11 protein-coding genes are annotated in these 18384 nt (G+C 61.5%); 9 read left to right on the plus strand and 2 right to left on the minus strand.

Annotation, left to right across the window (positions count from 1 at the left end; all coding sequences use genetic code 11):
* The first annotated feature begins 181 nt into the window (after nucleotides 1-181).
* The 5 genes from HMPREF3171_RS08890 (at nucleotide 182) to HMPREF3171_RS08910 (ending at nucleotide 13089) form a co-directional block, all read left to right on the plus strand.
* Nucleotides 182-1858: an AAA family ATPase gene (locus HMPREF3171_RS08890; RefSeq protein WP_070484535.1), complete on the plus strand. Its 1677-nt coding sequence runs from the start codon at nucleotides 182-184 to the stop codon at nucleotides 1856-1858.
* Nucleotides 1859-1864: 6 nt separating this feature from the next.
* Nucleotides 1865-2716: a DNA adenine methylase gene (locus HMPREF3171_RS08895; protein WP_070484538.1), complete on the plus strand. Its 852-nt coding sequence runs from the start codon at nucleotides 1865-1867 to the stop codon at nucleotides 2714-2716.
* A 94-nt stretch (nucleotides 2717-2810) separates the two neighbouring features.
* Nucleotides 2811-9137: a DEAD/DEAH box helicase gene (locus tag HMPREF3171_RS08900; RefSeq protein ID WP_070484541.1), complete on the plus strand. Its 6327-nt coding sequence runs from the start codon at nucleotides 2811-2813 to the stop codon at nucleotides 9135-9137.
* Nucleotides 9138-9141: 4 nt separating this feature from the next.
* A complete protein-coding gene (locus HMPREF3171_RS08905; RefSeq protein ID WP_070484545.1) occupies nucleotides 9142-11502 on the plus strand; it encodes a 3'-5' exonuclease in 2361 nt (786 codons plus the stop codon).
* Nucleotides 11503-11712: 210 nt separating this feature from the next.
* The gene (locus HMPREF3171_RS08910; RefSeq protein ID WP_070422094.1) at nucleotides 11713-13089 is read left to right on the plus strand and encodes a hypothetical protein; all 1377 of its coding nucleotides are present in this window, start codon (nucleotides 11713-11715) and stop codon (nucleotides 13087-13089) included.
* A gap of 39 nt (nucleotides 13090-13128) precedes the next feature.
* Here the strand turns inward: HMPREF3171_RS08910 and HMPREF3171_RS08915 are convergent, their stop codons facing one another.
* Nucleotides 13129-14082, minus strand: coding sequence for a GIY-YIG nuclease family protein (locus HMPREF3171_RS08915; protein ID WP_070484548.1), 954 nt, complete (start codon nucleotides 14080-14082; stop codon nucleotides 13129-13131).
* 191 nt (nucleotides 14083-14273) lie between these two features.
* Here HMPREF3171_RS08915 and HMPREF3171_RS08920 point away from each other — a divergent pair, with 191 nt between their 5' ends.
* From HMPREF3171_RS08920 to HMPREF3171_RS08930, 3 genes are all read left to right on the plus strand, one after another.
* A complete protein-coding gene (locus tag HMPREF3171_RS08920) occupies nucleotides 14274-14660 on the plus strand; it encodes a hypothetical protein (RefSeq protein ID WP_070422092.1) in 387 nt (128 codons plus the stop codon).
* A 191-nt stretch (nucleotides 14661-14851) separates the two neighbouring features.
* A complete protein-coding gene (locus HMPREF3171_RS08925; protein WP_239356533.1) occupies nucleotides 14852-15109 on the plus strand; it encodes a helix-turn-helix transcriptional regulator in 258 nt (85 codons plus the stop codon).
* Entirely contained in the window at nucleotides 15106-16263 is a 1158-nt protein-coding gene (locus HMPREF3171_RS08930) for a type II toxin-antitoxin system HipA family toxin (protein ID WP_070484551.1), read from the plus strand. Before HMPREF3171_RS08925 ends, HMPREF3171_RS08930 begins: the two co-directional genes overlap by 4 nt.
* Nucleotides 16264-16311: 48 nt before the next feature.
* Here HMPREF3171_RS08930 and HMPREF3171_RS08935 read toward each other — a convergent pair whose 3' ends face one another.
* On the minus strand, nucleotides 16312-16758 hold the full coding sequence (locus tag HMPREF3171_RS08935) for a hypothetical protein (RefSeq protein WP_070484554.1): 447 nt from the start codon (nucleotides 16756-16758) through the stop codon (nucleotides 16312-16314).
* 249 nt (nucleotides 16759-17007) lie between these two features.
* Here HMPREF3171_RS08935 and HMPREF3171_RS08940 point away from each other — a divergent pair, with 249 nt between their 5' ends.
* A complete protein-coding gene (locus HMPREF3171_RS08940) occupies nucleotides 17008-18177 on the plus strand; it encodes a Fic family protein (RefSeq protein WP_070484557.1) in 1170 nt (389 codons plus the stop codon).
* Nucleotides 18178-18384: the final 207 nt, after the last annotated feature.

An 18384-nucleotide genomic window follows, 5' to 3' on the forward strand; every position in this document is an offset into this window, starting at 1 on the left:
CGGCCTAAAACAACTTGACAAAACACAGCAGTTTCCGGCCCCACTAAGGAACTGAGAGAAGCGACCGATATTGAGTCGCAGCTTCGAGAAGGAAGGATGGTAAGAAACGCCATACTGAGTGCTGGCCCGACCAGCTTTTATAAGTATTATTCTCCTAGATTCGTTCGGACTAGGAGAATTCATGCACATCGAGAATGTTCAGATCAAGGGTATTCGTGCGTTCCCGACCGAAAACGATGTGAAAGTTGAGCTTGGCAATGTTTTTACCGCAATAGCCGGGCTGAACGGTACAGGCAAGTCAACTGTATTAGCCGTTTTAGGAAATGTTGGAAACCTCCATAAAAAGCATGCCTCCCATCTCAACGGAGATCCCTTCAGGACAGAACTATCAGAAATTCTGAAGTACGACGTCGGCTATGACGACTCGGGCGGGAAAGCAATCGTACAATTCGCCGATGATAGTTCCGGAATGGTGGACAACATTCCTCCCAGCGGATATCTGAGTTTCAGATCGTCGATTCACAGTGCTAATAATCCAACAATCAAGAATGGGAAGAAGCTCGATCTTCGGCTGGACCCGCGAAGTCGCTTCCGCCTTATCCCTCAGAAGAAAGAACGTCCAATTCCGAGTGAAGCCAAACTTGATTGGCCCACTTACTACTTGGGTCTTTCTAGGCTATTTCCAGTGGGTGAAACTGAAGACTATTCAGCTATTAAGACAAACTTAAATGAAGAAACATACAAAGTCTATAGCGAAAAGTATCGCAAGATTCTCAATATCGGCCAGGATGTTAAGAACGTAGGTCTAATCACCTCAGCCAGCGCTGCCCGTAAGAAGGGATCGGGTGTAACAACTTCGAGTTATGGAGCCGTTTCCAACTCTGCTGGGCAAGATAATCTCGGTCAAATAATTTTAGCTGCGCTCAGCTTCAAAAACCTTAAGGAATCGCTTGGCGATAGATTTAGAGGGGGTTTGCTCCTCATTGATGAAATTGAGGCAACGCTCCACCCAGTTGCGCAAACTCGGCTCTTCGATTTTCTTTATGAAACTGCTAAAGAAGTAGGTTTTCAAGTTGTCTGCACCACTCATTCCCTTTCGCTTTTAGAGCGAATATCAGAAGTGACGCATCCCAAGAACGACACAGTTAAGATAGCTTACTTCCGAAGAACAGGGTCTGAACTGGAAGTTGTGACTAACCCGTCGATGGCGGCAATTGAAGCGGATATGAATAACCAGATCCTGGCGCCTGGAGCTGCATCCGCTTACCCGCGGGTATTCATGGAAGATGACGTAGCGCGTTTAGTTTTCCGTTGTATTCAACAGGAACGTTTTAGTGACCTGCAAGTGCGTCTACCAGAAGGAAATCTCGGTTGGTCTTCGATTCTGATGATGGCCAATGAGTTTTCGGCTGAGTTAAGCGGAGCGTTAATCGTGCTCGACCCAGATGTAAGTGCTGAGCCAGAAAACCTAATAACTGAGAAATTGTCTAAATCGGTTTTCAGGCATCCAAAAAATGAGCTGCAGCGCGCAGAGGACCGGAGCATATTGTTCCTGCCGGGAGACAGACCAGTGGAAGAGATGCTATTTAATTACTTCAACAAAGAGGGTGAGTTCTGCGAAGTTTATAAACTAGAGGCGCTCCGCGCGTACCAGGTAAACTACTACACCCTCATGAACTGTGATAAGATGCCCAAAAACCTTTCACAGAAGAAACAGTATAAGTGGTGGTTTGATATGAAACCATCCGAGGTTCAAGAAGCACTTGTTAGGTTTTGGCTTTTAAACGCGAATATTGAACTTGGCGAGTTTGAAGAAGCCTTCAGGAAAAATTATCAAATCGTTTCCCGATTTACGTGACCGCAGATGCCTATCACAAGAACCCCTTTACGGTATCCGGGCGGCAAATCGCAATTGCGCCCTTTCGTTAGAGATCTACTGACGCGCTCGACAATTGAGTTTGAAGAGTATGTGGAACCATTCTGTGGCGGCGCAGGAATTGCGATGGATCTTCTACTAAAGAAAAGTGTTGAACGCGTATGGGTTAATGATCTGGACTCGGGGATATTTTCCTTTTGGTCCGCAGTGGTCAATGAGCCAAATCGTCTCATTGAATGGATCGAGCAAGTCCCAATTACGATTACGGAATGGGAGACTCAGCGTGAGATTGTTACGGCATCCGACCATTCTTCCGGTTACAGCTTCGAATTGGGTGCCGCTTACTTTTATATGAGTAGGACCAACAGATCTGGGGTAATTCGCGGAGGGGTGATAGGTGGGCGCGAACAAAACGGCAAGTACAAGATGGATTGTCGCTTCAATAAGCCGGCTTTGGTTTCGTTGATTCGCGAGATTGGTAGTCAGGCAAAAAGGATTAGAGTGACCAATTTGGATGGCGAGAAGTTGTTGTCTGGTGTCGAGGTGGCAGCGGCTTCACCTCGATCAAGCTTGGTTTACGCAGACCCCCCGTACGTGCGTAAGGCTGAGGGACTGTATATGAACTATTTCCAGCCCGAGGATCATGAAGTTTTGCGAAACGCCTTAAAAGACAGCGTTTTTCCTTATTGGTTCGCGACCTACGATGATGATCCTCTTATTCGGGAACTATACGCAGACACTAATCCAGAGCATATTGAGGTTGCTTACTCAGCGGGCGGCAAAAGGCGAGAATCTGAATTGCTAATCATGTCGAGGCCGCTCCTTGAAGCACTAAAGTAAGTCCCATCGAAGGAGCGCCAACTTCCTGATCGGCGTTCAGAGCAAACGGATCACGTCTCGGACTGACTAAAGCAGATCGAATACTGTTGGATTTGTGTCTACCCTCATCCCCGTTCACGCATCAGAGCACGTCCTCGGCGGTGTATCCGAGTATCTGGCCACTGCGTTTTCGCTTGCGAACCCGGAGACGTCCAACGCGCTGAAGGCGTTCTTGGAGGACACGGAGCGGGGTATGTTCCACGGGCCGTACGTGCGTACTCGTCTGCCGTACGCGCGCGCCATCGGGTGGGACGGGATTCTGGATTGGATGCCGGAGTGGTTTACGCCATACCACCACCAGGCGGAAGCGTTCCGCAGGCTGCGCAGTAGGGATGAGCAGGGGGCGCGGCGTCCGCAGCCGACGCTGGTGATCACGGGTACCGGCTCCGGTAAGACGGAATCCTTCCTGTACCCGGTGCTGGATCACGCGGCGCGGGCTCGAGCTGAGGGACAGCGCGGCACCAAGGCGCTGCTGCTGTACCCGATGAACGCGCTGGCGAACGACCAGGCGGACCGTCTGGCCAAGCTGATCACCAACGAGCCGGCGCTTGCCGGTGTCACGGCCGGGATCTTCACGGGTGAGGCGACGGGGAGCGTCAAGAAGGTCACCAAGGATTCGTTGATCAACGACCGTGACCAGATCCGCCAGGATCCGCCGGACATCCTGCTGACCAACTACAAGATGCTGGACCAGCTGTTGCTGCGCGAGGATAACCGGGAGATCTGGAAGCGCTCGGCAACCTCGCTGCAGTACCTGGTGCTGGATGAGTTCCACACCTACGACGGTGCGCAGGGCACGGACGTGGCGCTGCTGCTCCGTCGATTAGGGCTCATGCTCAAGCAGCACCAACCGGACGGATTCGCTGGCGAGTACGCGTCGAACCCACTGGGGCGGGTGACGCCCGTGGCGACGTCGGCAACGCTCGGCGGCAAGGACGACACGCAGAAGGTGCTCGACTTCGCCGAGACCATCTTCGGCGAGACGTTCACCCCGGATGCGCTGGTGGGCGAAAAGACGCTGACGTACACGGAGTGGACGGAAGAGATTGCGCAGACGTTCGGTACGCACGCCGCTCCCCTCTCCCCCGACATTGACCAGCTGCGCGGCATCGTGGACGCGATTGCGAGCGACAACTCCGGCCGCGACCACGCCGAGGTCGTGCTGGACGTGTTCCGCACGCAGCTGTGGGGCGTGGACGCCGGCGCGGATTTGAAGACAACCATCGCCGCGTACGCGGTGCACCCGCTGACCGAGAAGCTGCTGGAGCAGGCGAACCCGGCGAAGTCCCTGATCCGCCGTGAGGGTGAGGGCGGCAAGTCGCTGCCGGAGGCCATGTTCGACCCGATCGTGGTGCGCACCCTGGGTGAGACCACCGCGCGGGAGTTTGTCACCCACCTGCTTACCGCCGTGGCGCAGATCCGCGCGCTCGCCGGTGAGGAGTTCGGCTTTGGAGGCAAGCGCCTGCCCGGTGTGGAAACACACCTGTGGGTGCGAGAGGTCTCCCGCATCGAGCGCGCCGTCACGCCAACCGAGGACGGCGAGACGTTCCGGTTCGCGGACGACGGCCAGCTCGGCGGCGACAACACCGGCGTGTGGCTGCCGGCCACGTACTGCCGCTCGTGCGGTCGCGCCGGGTGGATGACGGCACTCGAGCCGGGTACGGATGCGGTGGTGCTGAATGGGTCGGAGATCCGGAAGGCGAGCGTCGATAAGCCTGAGCTTGTGCGTCCACTGATTGATGCGACCGCTGAGCACCGCGAGGCGGTGAGGCAGCACCAGGAGCTGACCCAGCTGGGCGACGAGGACGGTAACCGTGTGCTGATGTGGTTCCACACCAAATCTCGCACGCTGTCTCGCACCGAGCCCAGCGAAGAAGAGCTCGCTGAGGGCAGCTCCGTGCCGGTGCTCACGTACACGGGGCTTAACGCAGAGGAGCTCGCGCGCGAGCAGACGTGCCCGTCGTGTGGCGAGGCGGATTCCATCCGCTACATCGGCTCGCGCGTGGCCACGCTTTTGTCGGTGGGGCTGTCCAACCTGTTCGGCATGCCGTCGCTGGAGCAGAACGAGAAGAAGACGCTGGTGTTCGCGGACTCCGTGCAGGACGCGGCGCACCGCGCGGGCTTCGTGCAGTCCAGGGCGCGCGCGTTTGGCGTCCGTACGCTGATGCGCAGCGTCGTCGGCGACGACGAGGTGTCGCTCGCACAGCTGCCGCTGCGGATTCTGGGGCGCGCGGACGAGGCCGCAGACTCGGCGCGTGCGCGCTTTGAGCTGCTGCCGCCGGAGGTGGCGGAGACCACCACGTTTACGCCGTTTTGGGCGAAGGACGCTGATACCGCGGCCCGTCGAGAGGCCACCACTGCGGCACTGCACCGCCTAGAGCTTGATGCGGCGCTCGAGTTCGGGCAGCGTGCGCACCTGCCGCGCTCGTTGGTGTCCACGGGTGCGCTGGTGCCGTCGGTCCAGGTGGATGATGAAGTCCTGCTGGCGGCGGCCGAGGAGGCGCTGCAGCACGTGAACGAGGGCCTGTTCGAGGTCGCGGACGCCGGCTCGCCGGAGCTGCGTCTGCGCTGGCTGCGGGGCCTGCTGGAGCAGGTGCGTGACCGCGGCGGCGTGTACTCGCCGATGTTGAAGACCTACCTGCAGGACGACGCGAACTCGTGGCGCCTGCACAACCGCTTTGCCAAGGCGCACGGTATGCCGAGCTTCCCAAAGGGCGGAGCGCCGGAGTTCCCGCGCTCGGGCGCGGCGTTGGACGATAAGGACCGCGGCATCACTCCCCTGGGCAGCCCGCGCGGCCGGTACGCGCGGTGGACGTCGAAGGTGCTAGGGATCTCCACCCACGACGCCACGAACGTGCTGACCAACGTGTTCAAGGTGCTCGCCCGGGAGGGAGCGGTGCAGGCGGTGTCCACGAACTCCGGCGGCACTATCTACGCGCTTGCGCCGGAGAGCGTGGTGGTGCGCCACGAAGACGCAGCCGAGATGTTGCACTGTGGGGTGTGCCGGGGACCGTTGGGCGTCGACAAGCAAACCCGCTCCCTGCTCGCCGGGCTGCCGTGCCCGACGCCCGGTTGCCTCGGCGAGCTGGAGGCGGAAGGCATTGAGCAGAACTACTACTCGCGGCTGTACACCTCCACCACCCCGCGCGCGGTGGTGGCGCGCGAGCACACCGGCCTGATCCCCAAAGAGGAGCGGTTGGCGCTGGAGCGGGCGTTCCGCGGTACCGACGAAGAGGCGCCGAACGCGCCGAACGTGCTGGTAGCAACGCCGACGCTGGAGATGGGTATTGACATCGGCGACCTGTCCACGGTCATGCTCGCCTCGCTGCCGACGTCCGTGTCCTCGTACGTGCAGCGCGTGGGCCGCGCCGGGCGCCTGACCGGCAACTCGCTGGTGCTCGCGTTCGTGCAGGGCCGCGGCACGATGCTGCCGAAGCTGAACCAGCCGCTCTCTGTGATCGCGGGTGCCGTGGTGCCGCCGGCGGCGTTCCTCTCCGCCACCGAGATCCTGCGCAGGCAGACCACCGCGTACCTGGTGGACACCATGGCGTTCGCCGCGAACGGGTTGCAGGTCGCGCACGCGCAGGACGTGTTCAGCAGCCGTAAGACGTCACTAGTGCAGGTGCTCGGCGAGGAGATCGCGGCCGGGGTGGATGAGCGCGTAGACGCCTTTTTGGCCACGGTTGAGGACGGCCACGTGGACGCCGCAACCGTGGATGGCGTGCGCGAGTGGGCGTGCGGTCAGGGGCCGGACTCGCTGCTCGGCGAGCTCGAGCGCACCCGCCTGCTGTGGGAGGCCGAAAAGTCCGAGCTGCAGGCGCGCTGGGACACACTCGCGGACCGGTTGAAGGAGCTCGAGGCCAAGGTCGACCCGAACGCGGGCACCGAGAACGCAGACCCGGAGCTGGAGCGGGAAAAGCGCAGCACCAAGGCGGCATGGCGGCGCGCCGGGCGCGACTACAACGAGATCCTGCTCGACGAGTTCTGGATCAGCTCCATGGAGCGCTACGGGCTGTTGCCCAACTTCACGCTGTTGGATGACTCCGTGGAGCTGGCGGTGGTGGTCTCCCAGCTCAACCCGTCGTCGATGCAGATCGACCCGGAGACCTTTGAGCTTTCCCGCGGCGTGTCGTCGGCTCTGACGGAGCTCGCGCCGGGCAACACGTTCTACGCCCGCGGTATCGCCGCCACGGTGGACGCTGTCGAGCTCGGCGCAGGTGGCGCGGACGTGGAGCAGTGGCGCCTCTGCCCGGAGTGCTCCTACGGCGAGAAAGTGGTCACCGGCACCGCGCCGGGTGCGTGCCCGGTCTGTGGTGCGGGCGCGTTCGCGGACAAGGGCCAGATTGTGGAGACGGTGCGCATGCGCCGCGTCTCCGCCGAGGTGGACCGTGCGCGAGCGACCATCGACGGCTCCCACGAAGACCGCTTCACCATGTTCTTCCACACTGCGCTGAGCTTCTCCGTGCCGGATGGCGGCCACGGCGGCAAGTGGTTCCTCTCCCAGGGCTTCGGCGCGGAGTACCTGCGGTACGTGAACTTAAGCTGGTTCAACCTCGGCCGCGGCCCGGCCACGAAGAAGATGCTGGCGGGCAAAGAGATTGACGCTCCCCTGTTCACCGTGTGCAACTACTGCGGTCATCTGGACTCGCAGAAGGGCGCGAACTCGAAGTGGGACCACAGGCCGTGGTGCCCGAAGCGCAACGCTCGTGAGGAAGAGTCCGTCACGGTCGCGTTGGGACGCACGCTGCAGACCCAGGGCGTGCTGCTGCACGTGCCGGTACAACTCACCGCCGGCGACAAGGCGACCATCCCGAGCCTGACCGCCGCGATCAAGCTGGGCTTCAAGGAGGTCCTCGGCGGCGACCCGGACCACCTCAACGTGGTCACGGTGCGTGTTCCGGACGCCACCGGCAAGACGGTCGAGGCCCTGCTCATGCACGACAACGTGCCGGGCGGCACCGGGTATCTCTCGCAGTTCGCCGAACCTGAAGACGTGCGCAGGCTCCTCGAGCGCGCCTTCACCAAGGTGCGGGATTGCGACTGCGCTGCTGACGAGCGCCTCGCGTGCCCGGAGTGCCTGCTGCCGTACACGAACTTCCAGCACGTCGAGGTCACGTCCCGCGCCGCCGCCGAGCGCGCCCTGCGCGCGATCCTGAGCAACCAGGACCACCCCGCCCAGGACCTGGATCCGCTGTCGGTGCAGTGGTCCCCGCAAACGGAGGCCCCGCAGCTGGACCAGTCCTCCAACCTGGAGGTCCGTTTCCGCGAGATGATGCGCGACGCGCTTGAGGCCCGCAATGCCACGGTCAAGGACATCCCCAACGCCGGCGGTGTGGAGTGGCACATCACGTTCGCCTCCGGCGAGGAGTGGAGAATGCGCGAGCAGGTGGACTACGGCTACACGCGCCCGGACTTCTTGTTCCAGCACCGCCGCAATCCGCTGCTGCGCTCGGTGGCCGTCTATACCGACGGTGCAGCGTTCCACTTCAGCGCGCAGCACTACCGCTTCCCCACCGACATACACAAGCGCAACAGCCTGCACTTCGGCGACAAGCAGATCCTGCCGTGGAACGTCACCGACGCCGGCCTGGACTGGTTTGCCCAGGAGACGACGTTCGTCGAGGCCGCACCAGCGTGGGTCAGCGAAAAAGCGGAGAAGCGCACGCGCGCCATGGAGGGCATCGGCAACAACGAGATCGCGTTTTTGAAGGCCTCCCCCATCACGCAGCTGCTGACCTACCTGGCGGAGCCGGAACGGTCCTCGTACGCGCTGATGGACAAAGCACTGCTACAGATGCTCAGTACCTCCGTGGTGCCCTCGCGCATCCCGGGTGGGGCGCGTCTGACGTTCCGCAACGAGATCCACTTCGACGCCGCCAAGGTAGGCGAAGAGATGATGCTGCAGCGGTTGTTCGTCGACGCCCTGACGCCCGGCTCCATCACCGAAGACAACTGGCGCGACTTCCTGCGCTTCGCCAACATCGTGTGGCTGGCCAACAACACCGTCACGGTCGACGTTGGCGACGGGGATGCTGTGGGCGTTGGGAAACCGGAGGACGTCGAGAAGCAAAGTGCCGTCGAGGCCGCAGTCAGTGGGCTGTGGGCCGAGGCGATCGAAGAGTTCGAGGACGAAGCCGACGTGGCCGCCGCGTTGCGCACCCTCGTGGACGCGGGCGCGGCGCCGACCGAGGAGATCGGCGAGGAAATCGGATCCATCCCGACCGCCGTGTCCTGGACCGAGCTGCGCATCGCGCTGTTGATCGAGCAGGACGCCTCCTACGCGGGTGCCGAAGCCAAGCTTCGCGAGCAAGGCTGGACGCTGCTGTACCCCGATACACTCTCGGCAGAGACGATCCCGGCCGCGCTGCTGGGTAAGGAGTAACACCATGGTGACGTTTAGCCTGTACAGCGGGTTGGACCTCGACGGCGCACTGATGAAGCCGACGATGAACTTCCTGCAGAAGCTGTCTGCCGACCCGACGAACCCGTCGTTGAAGATCAAGACGCTCACGAACGCCGTGGACAAGCGCGTGCGCACCGGCCGCATCAACGACCAGTTCCGCGCGGTGCTTTTTGAGATCCGCGACCAGGACACGCACCACTTCGTGCTTGTGGACGTGGACTCGCACGACGAAGGCAACCTCAAAGCTGAACGGCTGGACCCGGCGCGGCTGCGTCTGGACGTGAACCCGATCAACGGCATTACGACGCTGACCAAGGAGCCTGCTGCGGGGGATGCGGCGGCGGATGTTGATTCGCGCGCCAAGGCCGAGGCGGCCGCGCAGGCTGCGCACGAGTTGGCGGCCGAGCAGGCGAAGGCGGTTGCGAAGGAGAAGGGGGTGGAGGCGGAGCTCGTCGAGAAGCAATCGCCCGCACCCCGCGAGGTGTTGGGTGAGCTGACGCCCGAGAAGTTGTGGGAGGAGCTGGGCATTGACCCGGCGCTGACCGAGCAGGTGTTGGCGCTCGAATCCGAGGACGGGTTGGACGCGCTGTTGGCGCCGCGGCCGAAGTGGGAGCACGAGGCTGTGTTGGCGCTGGTGGCGGGGTATTCGGTTGAGGAGACGCGCGAGTCGCTGGGCCTGCGGAAGGTCTCGGCGACGGAGGCGGCGGAGTCCGAGGACGCCCGTTTGCTGGCTGGTCTGCGGCAGGCGGCTGCGGAGCTGGAATTCGCGTACGTGGACGACGTGGAGACTGAGTCTCTGCGCAGCGTGATCGAGTCCGGCAGCTTTGAGCAGTGGCGCGTGTACATCCACCCGGAGCAGCGCCGCATGGCGGAGAACTCGTACAAGGGCTCCGCGCGCGTGTTCGGCGGCGCCGGCACCGGCAAGACGGTGGTAGCGGTGCACCGCGCGAACAATCTGGCTATGGGCCGCGTTGCTGGGGCGGGGCCGCGCGTGCTGCTGACCACGTTTACGAAGGGTCTGGCGCAGGGGTTGAAGTCCCAGCTCAACGCGCTGAATCCGGTGTACCTCGAGGCCGGCGAGCCCGGCGAGGACGGCGTGTGGGTGGACAACATCGACGCCGTGGTGCGCAAGGTGGTCTCCCTGGGCACGCCCGAGGAGGTTTCGGAGGCAACCCGGCGAGTCCTCGGCGTCGCCGCCCCGCGCGTGCGTCCGTACACGGAGATGGCCGCGCGCCAGGTGTGGGAGGGGGCGCTGGAGGCCACCGACGAATCCATGCCCCGCGAGATTGCCAACGAGGCGTTCCTGCAGGCCGAGTACGAGACTGTGGTGCTCGCGGGCGGGATTACGACGTTGGCGGAGTACCTGAAGGTCGCGCGCACCGGGCGCGGCACGCCTTTGAACCGCAAGCAGCGCAAGCAGGTGTGGGCCGTGCTGGAGTCGCTGATGCAGACCCAGGCCATCGACGGCCAGCTGTTCTGGCCCACCATGTCCGCCGTGGGCGCCGAGATTTTGAACGTGCGCTACGAGCGCGGCGGCGGGTCCTTGTTCGACCACGTGGTTGTGGACGAGGCGCAGGACTTCAACGCCGGCCACTGGCGCTTCCTGCGCGCGTGCGTGGCGGAGGGTGAGAACGACATCTTCCTCGCCGAAGACTCCCACCAGCGCATCTACGGCAACCCGCTGACCTTGTCGCACTTTGGCATTTCTACTCGCGGCCGCGCTTCCCGGCGTTTAACGTTGAACTACCGCACCACCAAAGAGAACCTGGACTACGCGTTGCGCATCCTGGTCGGTGGCGACATGGAGTTCTTGGACGGCGAGGGCGAGGTCGACTCTGTTGGCGGGTACCGCTCCGCGCGAACCGGCCCGGCGCCGATGATTGTGACCGCGGCGTCGGAGGACGAGGAGTTCTCTGTTGCGGCTGCGTTGATCAACGGCTGGCTGGAGGAAGCCGAGCGTGCAGGTGAAGACGGGCCGCGCAAGGAAGTCCGCGTCGGCGTGATGTGCCGCACCCGCGGGCAGCTCTCCCGCGTCGTCTCCGGTCTTGCCGACCACGGCATCGACGCCGTCCAGACCAAAAACGCCGAGTTGGCCTCCCATGAGCAGGTTTCCGTGATGACCATGCACGGCGCCAAAGGCATGGAGTTCACCCACGTGATTCTCATGGGAGTGGGCAAGGAGATCATGCCGCTGCGCTTCCGGCTGAAGAACCTATCCGAGGAAGACGCCCGCGCCGCTCTGCAGCGCGAGCGTTCGCTGCTGTACGTGGCAGCCTCGCGCGCTCGCGACGCGCTGGTGGTGACCACGGTTGGCGAGCGCTCGGAGCTGTTGCCGGAGGGTTAGGGGGTTTCCATGACTTCATGGCATTTCTTCATTCCAGCACCGGAGCCATTACCGATTAGGGATCGGCATCCATATATAAGAAGGCCAAGCATGACATATACCGATCGTGCTGGCACTGAAACTTTTAGCGCCGATAGCGTGTGCCTGGTCCCCCACCAAGTAAATGCCCCTGCGATAGCGCATTCAGCTTTTCAAGCCTGCAGTAATGCAATGAACCGTCGACTTCATCCTAGACGTGTCACAGAGGATCACTCTTTCGTAAGCTCTGGTGACCAGGCTTTCACCGTTTTCGAAATAATCGTTAGTCGGGACTTTTCGCAAGAAACTGGACAGGTTGCTCAGGGTGAAGTCGATAGCCGGGACATTACAGCGGCCTTCGATTTTGGAATTTTGATGCTTAACCAGTGGCTAAGTGCTCTAGCAATAGCGATTGGGGCCCCGGTAGCGCAGGTCAGGAGGGAGGCCCTTCCTAGTTCTATCCCATTCGCACAGGGGGAAAAAGAACCATGGGAACTGGAGCGTCTCGAAATACCATTGCCCACGGTGGAGCCCACCGGTTTGTTCGTGGTGAACCAGAACTTCGATTGCGCGGAAGAACACTTGCCTCAGCCGGATGCAGTTGGCCAATGGATCGATGCTGCATTAGTAAATCTTGATGTTCCCGGACCCTTTATCAGGTACACGGAACTGTATTTCGAAGCTGAACGGTATGAAAGACGATCCGGGGACTACAACGTTGCTTGTATTCTTTACGCTTCTGCGTGCGAGACCCTTATAGATGAGTTACTCCAGCACCTCTTTTGGGAACAGGGGCTATCGCCACACGAAGCTGCCGAGCATTTCCTCAAAGGAAAGTCTGGACGAAAGCAGCAAAAATCGGTAACCGCTTTGATGATGCACGAGCTGTATCCCGTTCTTACCGGACAATCGTGGCGAAAAGAGAAGTTGCGAGAGGAAAATGCGGTTTCCAACTGGTACCGGTATGTAGCCACTATTCGTAACGGTGTCATTCACGGAGGGGCTGCTGTCGATGCAAGCATGATCCGGAATGCTCAAACTGCGGTTGAGGCATTGAATGAATTTTTTGCGAACAGGTTGTTCGAAGCCCGAGAACGATTCCCACGAACAACGTTGGCCTTTCTCGGCGAACAGGGGCTCAAAAACCGAGGAAAATGGGAACAATTCCATAGTCTTGAGCCGTCTTTGCAGAGCGCTAGTGACCGAATGAAGCGGTTTCGGAGGTGGAGCGATTACTTGACGACGTTCAGGAAATTCCCGGACTTGTTTGGAGCACCTGTTCGCGCGGAGGAGAGTGCTGCTCACCTTGTATACGAAGACGGCAGACCATGCGGAGCATATCTCGTTCACGAGGCCGGTTCAGTTGCGAAGAGGCTCTCTATAGAGACGGCCCGCCAGGCACCAGCATTCCAAGAACTGTTTGACAGAGATATCGAACAAGAAGGTCGAACAGTGATTGCCTTTAGAGAAACAGGCGGCGTAAAAGTTCCTACGGGCGCTCGGTGGGATTGCTACGTCTACGAGGCTTTAAGGCCGTTTCCGGTTGCGCCACCAGAGCTACCAAAATGAGGCCTTGGAGCACGCAGGATTCAGCAAGTGGTCGCTTAATTACTCAACCTCACTTACTGCCTGCTGGTCGGCTTCGTCCCCCTCGCGGTCTTCCCAGGCTGCGAGCGTGGTGGACGGTTCATCCTGCAGGTGCCACATCGTTCTGCCGTTTGCTGCACCGCCCACCAGGAACGCCGCTGCGGCGGACGGGCTGGTGAACTCCAAGTCTGAGGTCAGCGTGTTGTCCTGGATCTGGTCCGCGTAGCGCTCCCGGGTAGCGTGGACCCCTCGCGGGGCGCTGGGACGCAGCTCCGGCCGCAACGTGGATCCCTCCAGGACGAGGAAACCGGAAGCGGTGCGCTGGCCCAAGCCTTGAACGCCTTGGCTGAGAACGGTGAGCTCGAAGATCGGTTCTTCGTCGTCGCTTGGGCGCACCGGGGCTGCAGCCGTGTTGGTCGGGGTGCGAGCTTTCGATGAAGTTGCTTTCGGCTGGAACGCGGAAATGCCCAGAGCGCTGATGATGAGGTTGGTGTTCTCGATGAACTCGTCCAGCTCTGCTTGGGTCTCTTCGCTGACACTGCCAGCGGACGGGGTGTTGCCGTTGGCGACCTCATAACGGTCCGCTTTAATGGCGCGCTGGTGGAACGCGTTTTCCAGGAAGGTGATCTCGGTGGCGCCCCAGGAATCGTCAACCACAACCACGTAGATGATGCGGTTGAAAAAGTCTTTGTCCGCGCTACGTGAATGCTCGGCGGCCCTAGCGAATGCGACGCCGTTCTGGCGGGGCGCGGTTTGGCCGATGTAGATCCGCGGCTTGTCCGTCTCCGGGTTCGTGCCAACCAGGAAATACACCGCGGGGTGGTTCAGCTCCGGACGCCCTCGGAGCTCTTCCGAATTGAGTTCGGTGCGCGGGATTGAATAGACCCGGCCGACCCAATTTCTAATCGAGGCCTTGATCGGCCCGGTGGCAGTGCCGTCCATCATGAAAAGCTGCAGCGTTTTCGGGGAACCCATGTGGTTGAGAGTAATCCGAAAATCAAGCTGACTCAGATTGAGGTGACGGAGGTCGCCGATGGGTCAACCCTTGCGGACTCCGCATTGCGCCGTGTGGGGCCTGCCGAGATTCGACAGTTGCGCAGCGCCATCAGTTAAGCCGGGGTCGGCAATGCCGAGGAAAACTGTGGCGCGGGAGATAGAGTGTTCCTATGAAAAAGCTTCCTCTCCTTGCTGCAACAGCAGCACTACTCATCACAACACTGTCCGCGCCTGCTGCTAACGCCGAGCTGACCCCTACTGAGCGGGACCAGTTCCGCACCGATCCCGTCGGGGCGATTGCTTGGCAAGCTATTAAGGGCTCTTCGGAATACGTGCGCGCCGATGGCAACACCATGATGGCCGCGTCTTTCTTCTCCATGACTTCGCCCGGGGAGAGTATCGGCCTGCCAGCCCTGGAGAACTGCGCCGAGCGCGTCGGCTCCTCTTCGCCGGCAGGCGGTGTGCGCTACGTGGCGGCAGCCCTGTGCGCAACCTTCGACCCGAATGCCCGCAGTCAGGTGCAGCGCGGTGACTTTGGCTACGCGCCGCTGGGCTAAGCCGGTGCGTAGATAGGCGGATGGCTGTGCGTGTGCGACCGCGACCACCCAGCGAGCTCACCTGCGACGGAACGAACGTGCCGATCTGATGGGAAATATCGCAAAATTGAGGGCGCGTGCCTCCAATTCGGATCGAACGCACCGAAATGCACTGTTTTGCGCTAAACTCACGACCTATTGGAACAGATTCGGTGCGAACGTTCCGTAATACGATCGGCGAGGAGGCGTGGCGCGTGGACATTGAGGCGCTCGGCAGTTTTGTGCGCGCTCAGCGCAAGGAGCGGAGGCTGACCCAACTGGAGGTCGCGGAGCTTGCGGACGTGTCGGACCGGTTCCTCCGGGAACTGGAGCATGGCAAGCCGACGGCGGAGATCGGCAAGGTGATCGAGGTGCTTGCGGTTCTCGGTTACGACCTCGAACCTGTTGTGCATAAGGGTGATCTGCTGTGACGTCCCCGGTTGTTGCAGCAGACGTGTACGTGGGCGAGGAACTGGTCGGCCACTTCACCACCCATGCCGATGGCCGCACGGAGTTCGACTACGTGGAGGGCGCCACGAAGGCTGTGGCCTCAACGCTGCCGATCAGTGGCGCGCCCTACGTCAACTCGGCAGGTGCACTCCCGCCATTTTTTGCCAACCTTCTGCCGGAGGGGAGACGCCTCTCTACGTTGAAGCGCACGGTCAAAGCATCACTTGACGATGAGCTTTCCCTCCTTCTTGCTGTCGGTACCGATACGGTCGGCGATGTCAGCATCGTTCCGCACGGTCAGCCGCTTACGCACGCCTCTGCCGCGATTGATTTGTCCGGCCCGCTCGATTTCTCCGCCGCTATCACTGACGCAGGCATCGCGGACCCCATTGCGGTTCCCGGTGTGCAAGACAAGGCATCAGCACGCACTATTGCGGCTCCGGTTCGCGGCCACGGCACCGATTACATTCTCAAAATCTCGCCGCCCGAGTACCCGAAGCTTGTAGAGAATGAGGCCGAGTGCTTTGCCATTGCAGCCGCGGCCAAGTATCCACTCGCTGAGACGCAGTTGCTTATCGACGACTCCAGCCGCCCCGGCCTCCTCATCACCCGCTTCGACCGGTCAAACGGCACACGGCTCCACGTCGAAGATGCCGCGCAGATCATGGGTCTATACCCGAGCGCAAAGTACACCCCGGCGATGGAGGAAGTGGCGGAGGCGATGAAAGCGGTGAGCTCGTCGCCAAGCCTGACTGCCCGATCAATCGCCTTCCAAGTCGCACTTGCGTGGCTGACTGGAAACGGTGACCTTCATGCAAAGAACATGTCGCTGATCTGGGGAGATCACGGGGCTGCGATGTCTCCCATCTACGACATCCCGTCAACGATTCCCTACGGGGATTCCACGATGGCACTGTCAGTGCAAGGGCGAAAAGACAACATCAGTGGCAAGATATTCCGGGCATTCTGTGCGGAAATAGGCTTAACGGAGCGCGCAGCCGAGCGCGTCATGGCTCAAGCCTTGCGCGTAACCGATGGCGCGGCGGAGCGAATAGTCGCTGCGACAGATTTCGATCCGCGGCGGGCGAGAGACCTCACGAGGGTGTTAGACCGGCGGCGGAAGTTATGGAGCTGACGTTGGGGCGTCCCTGCCCTCACCGTCGGTCATCGCCAGCGCGAACCCCTACCCCTGCCTGACCCGCGCGTCGGCCTCCAGCGCCGCGAACATCACCGCTGCGAGCGCGGCGCCGAGCAACGTGTGCGGCTTCTTAACCCCGCGACGCTCGAGTGCGCGGGCGAGCTTCGTCTGGACGACAACGTGCAGGCGCAGGCCCAGCGCATTCAGCGCGATCCCACCGGCGAGCAGCCCCCACGTGACCTTCGGGTTCGTGGTGTCGGGCTTCTCCTCCACCTTGGCGGTGACGTCGTGGTCGGTGTCCTCGTAGACGGTGTCGAACTTCGCCACCGCCGCCGCGTACGCGCCGAGGATCGCCGTCCACGCGAAGATGCGTCCTGGGGTGGAACGGACGTAGTCGGGTACCGCGATCAGGGTGCCGGCGATGGCGGATTGGGTGAGGCGGTCGGCGGTGGTGTCGTCGTGAAGCGATGCGCTGCGGGTTGACTGAGTCATGGGGCCGAGCGTACCGGCTCTCACGCTGCCCCTCCCAGCTTCATATGCAGGTCTCGATATGCGTAACCCCTGGTCACGGGGTTTCCGGGGAAAACGGCCGAAATTTCGGAAAACGCTCTGACCGGCACTTACGCATATCGAGCCCTGCATATGAACGGAAACGGGCGCGTCGGTAAGGCCACCGAAACCTTGGCGGTCCGCGCAAACTGCCAAACTTAAGGCCAAAAGTTTGGTGGTAGTTTCAAAATCATGACTTGGCCCAAAGTTGATAGCGAGACGCTGCCGTGGACACCGTCGCCTGCTGGGTACTCGCGGCGGGCGATTCGGAATGCGCCGCGTCAATACGCAGCGGCCGTGGTGCCACGCATTGCCAACGAACGCGTTGCACTGTCGCAGGAGACGCAGACGATCCTGGACGCAGCAACGATTGAGACGGTTCGTTTCGACACCACCGAGGCACACCGGGTCGTACCGTTTACGCCGTTGTTGTTGCGGAGCGAGTCGGTGGCGTCGAGTCGGATTGAGAATCTGACGTCGTCGGCAAGGAAAGTGCTGGAAGCCGAGGTGACTGGACGAGGCAGCGCCAACGCGAACCTCATCGTGGCCAACACACGGCAGATGGCGGCGGCGGTGGAGAACGCGCGGGCGGACGTCCAGGGGATCGTGGAGATGCACCGGATTCTGCTGGGGCAGTCTTCGCCGAACATCGCAGGGCGGCTGCGTGACCAGCAGGTTTGGATCGGCGGTAGCGACCACTCCCCCGCCGGCGCTCTGTTTGTTCCGCCGCACCACCGCCACCTCGAGGCGTTGATGAAGGACCTCGGCGCGTTCATGCAGCGCGACGACATGCCGGCGCTGGCGCAGGCGGCGATTGCGCACGCGCAGTTTGAAACGATCCACCCGTTCGCCGACGGCAACGGCCGCACAGGGCGAGCGCTCGTCCACGTGTTAATGCGGAGCCGTTGCTTAGCGACGACCACCGCACTGCCCATCTCTGCCAGCCTCCTCACCGACACCACACGATATTTCGCAGCACTGGACGCGTACCGCGCTGGTGATGTCGATGGCATCGTCCAACTGTTCGCCCGGGCATCGATCGAAGCCGCACGGCGCGGAGCGCGGTTGGCAGAAGAGCTCACGCAGATCCGCAACGAGTGGAACGGCCTGCTCACCGCACGTGCCGGTGCCCTCGCATGGCGCGTCCTCGACCTCCTCGTGCAGCGCCCCGTACTGACAACCGCCGCCGTGTCCGCAGAGTTCAGCGTGTCAGCGGAGACCGCCCGCAACGCACTCGAGCGCCTGGAAGCCGACGGGATCGCCGTGTCCGCGCAGTTAGATAAGCGCCAACGCGGGTGGCGCTCCCCCGACGTGCTCGAACTTCTCGACGAGTTCGCCGACCACGCCGGCCGCCGAATCTAGCGCTGGCCGACGCGCTTGCTCCGCTACCGGCCCCTCCAGGCTTCATATGCAGGTCTCGATATGCGTAACCCCTGGTCACGGGGTTTCCGGGGAAAACGGCCGAAATTTCGGAAAACGCTCTGACCGGCACTTACGCATATCGAGCCCTGCATATGAACGGAAACGGGCGGTTCGGCGAGGCCACCGAAACCTTGGCGTTCCGCACGA

It is taken from the genome of Corynebacterium sp. HMSC08F01 (assembly GCF_001807545.1).
In the GTDB taxonomy this organism is placed as follows: domain Bacteria; phylum Actinomycetota; class Actinomycetes; order Mycobacteriales; family Mycobacteriaceae; genus Corynebacterium; species Corynebacterium coyleae.

Excerpts from the sequence above, each read along its gene's own strand:
- HMPREF3171_RS08890 (WP_070484535.1), top strand. The coding sequence starts at position 182 with ATGCACATCGAGAATGTTCAGATCAAGGGTATTCGTGCGTTCCCGACC.
- HMPREF3171_RS08895 (WP_070484538.1), top strand. The coding sequence starts at position 1,865 with ATGCCTATCACAAGAACCCCTTTACGGTATCCGGGCGGCAAATCGCAA.
- HMPREF3171_RS08905 (WP_070484545.1), top strand. The coding sequence starts at position 9,142 with ATGGTGACGTTTAGCCTGTACAGCGGGTTGGACCTCGACGGCGCACTG.
- HMPREF3171_RS08910 (WP_070422094.1), top strand. The coding sequence starts at position 11,713 with ATGAACCGTCGACTTCATCCTAGACGTGTCACAGAGGATCACTCTTTC.
- HMPREF3171_RS08915 (WP_070484548.1), bottom strand. The coding sequence starts at position 14,082 with ATGGGTTCCCCGAAAACGCTGCAGCTTTTCATGATGGACGGCACTGCC.
- HMPREF3171_RS08920 (WP_070422092.1), top strand. The coding sequence starts at position 14,274 with ATGAAAAAGCTTCCTCTCCTTGCTGCAACAGCAGCACTACTCATCACA.
- HMPREF3171_RS08935 (WP_070484554.1), bottom strand. The coding sequence starts at position 16,758 with ATGACTCAGTCAACCCGCAGCGCATCGCTTCACGACGACACCACCGCC.
- HMPREF3171_RS08940 (WP_070484557.1), top strand. The coding sequence starts at position 17,008 with ATGACTTGGCCCAAAGTTGATAGCGAGACGCTGCCGTGGACACCGTCG.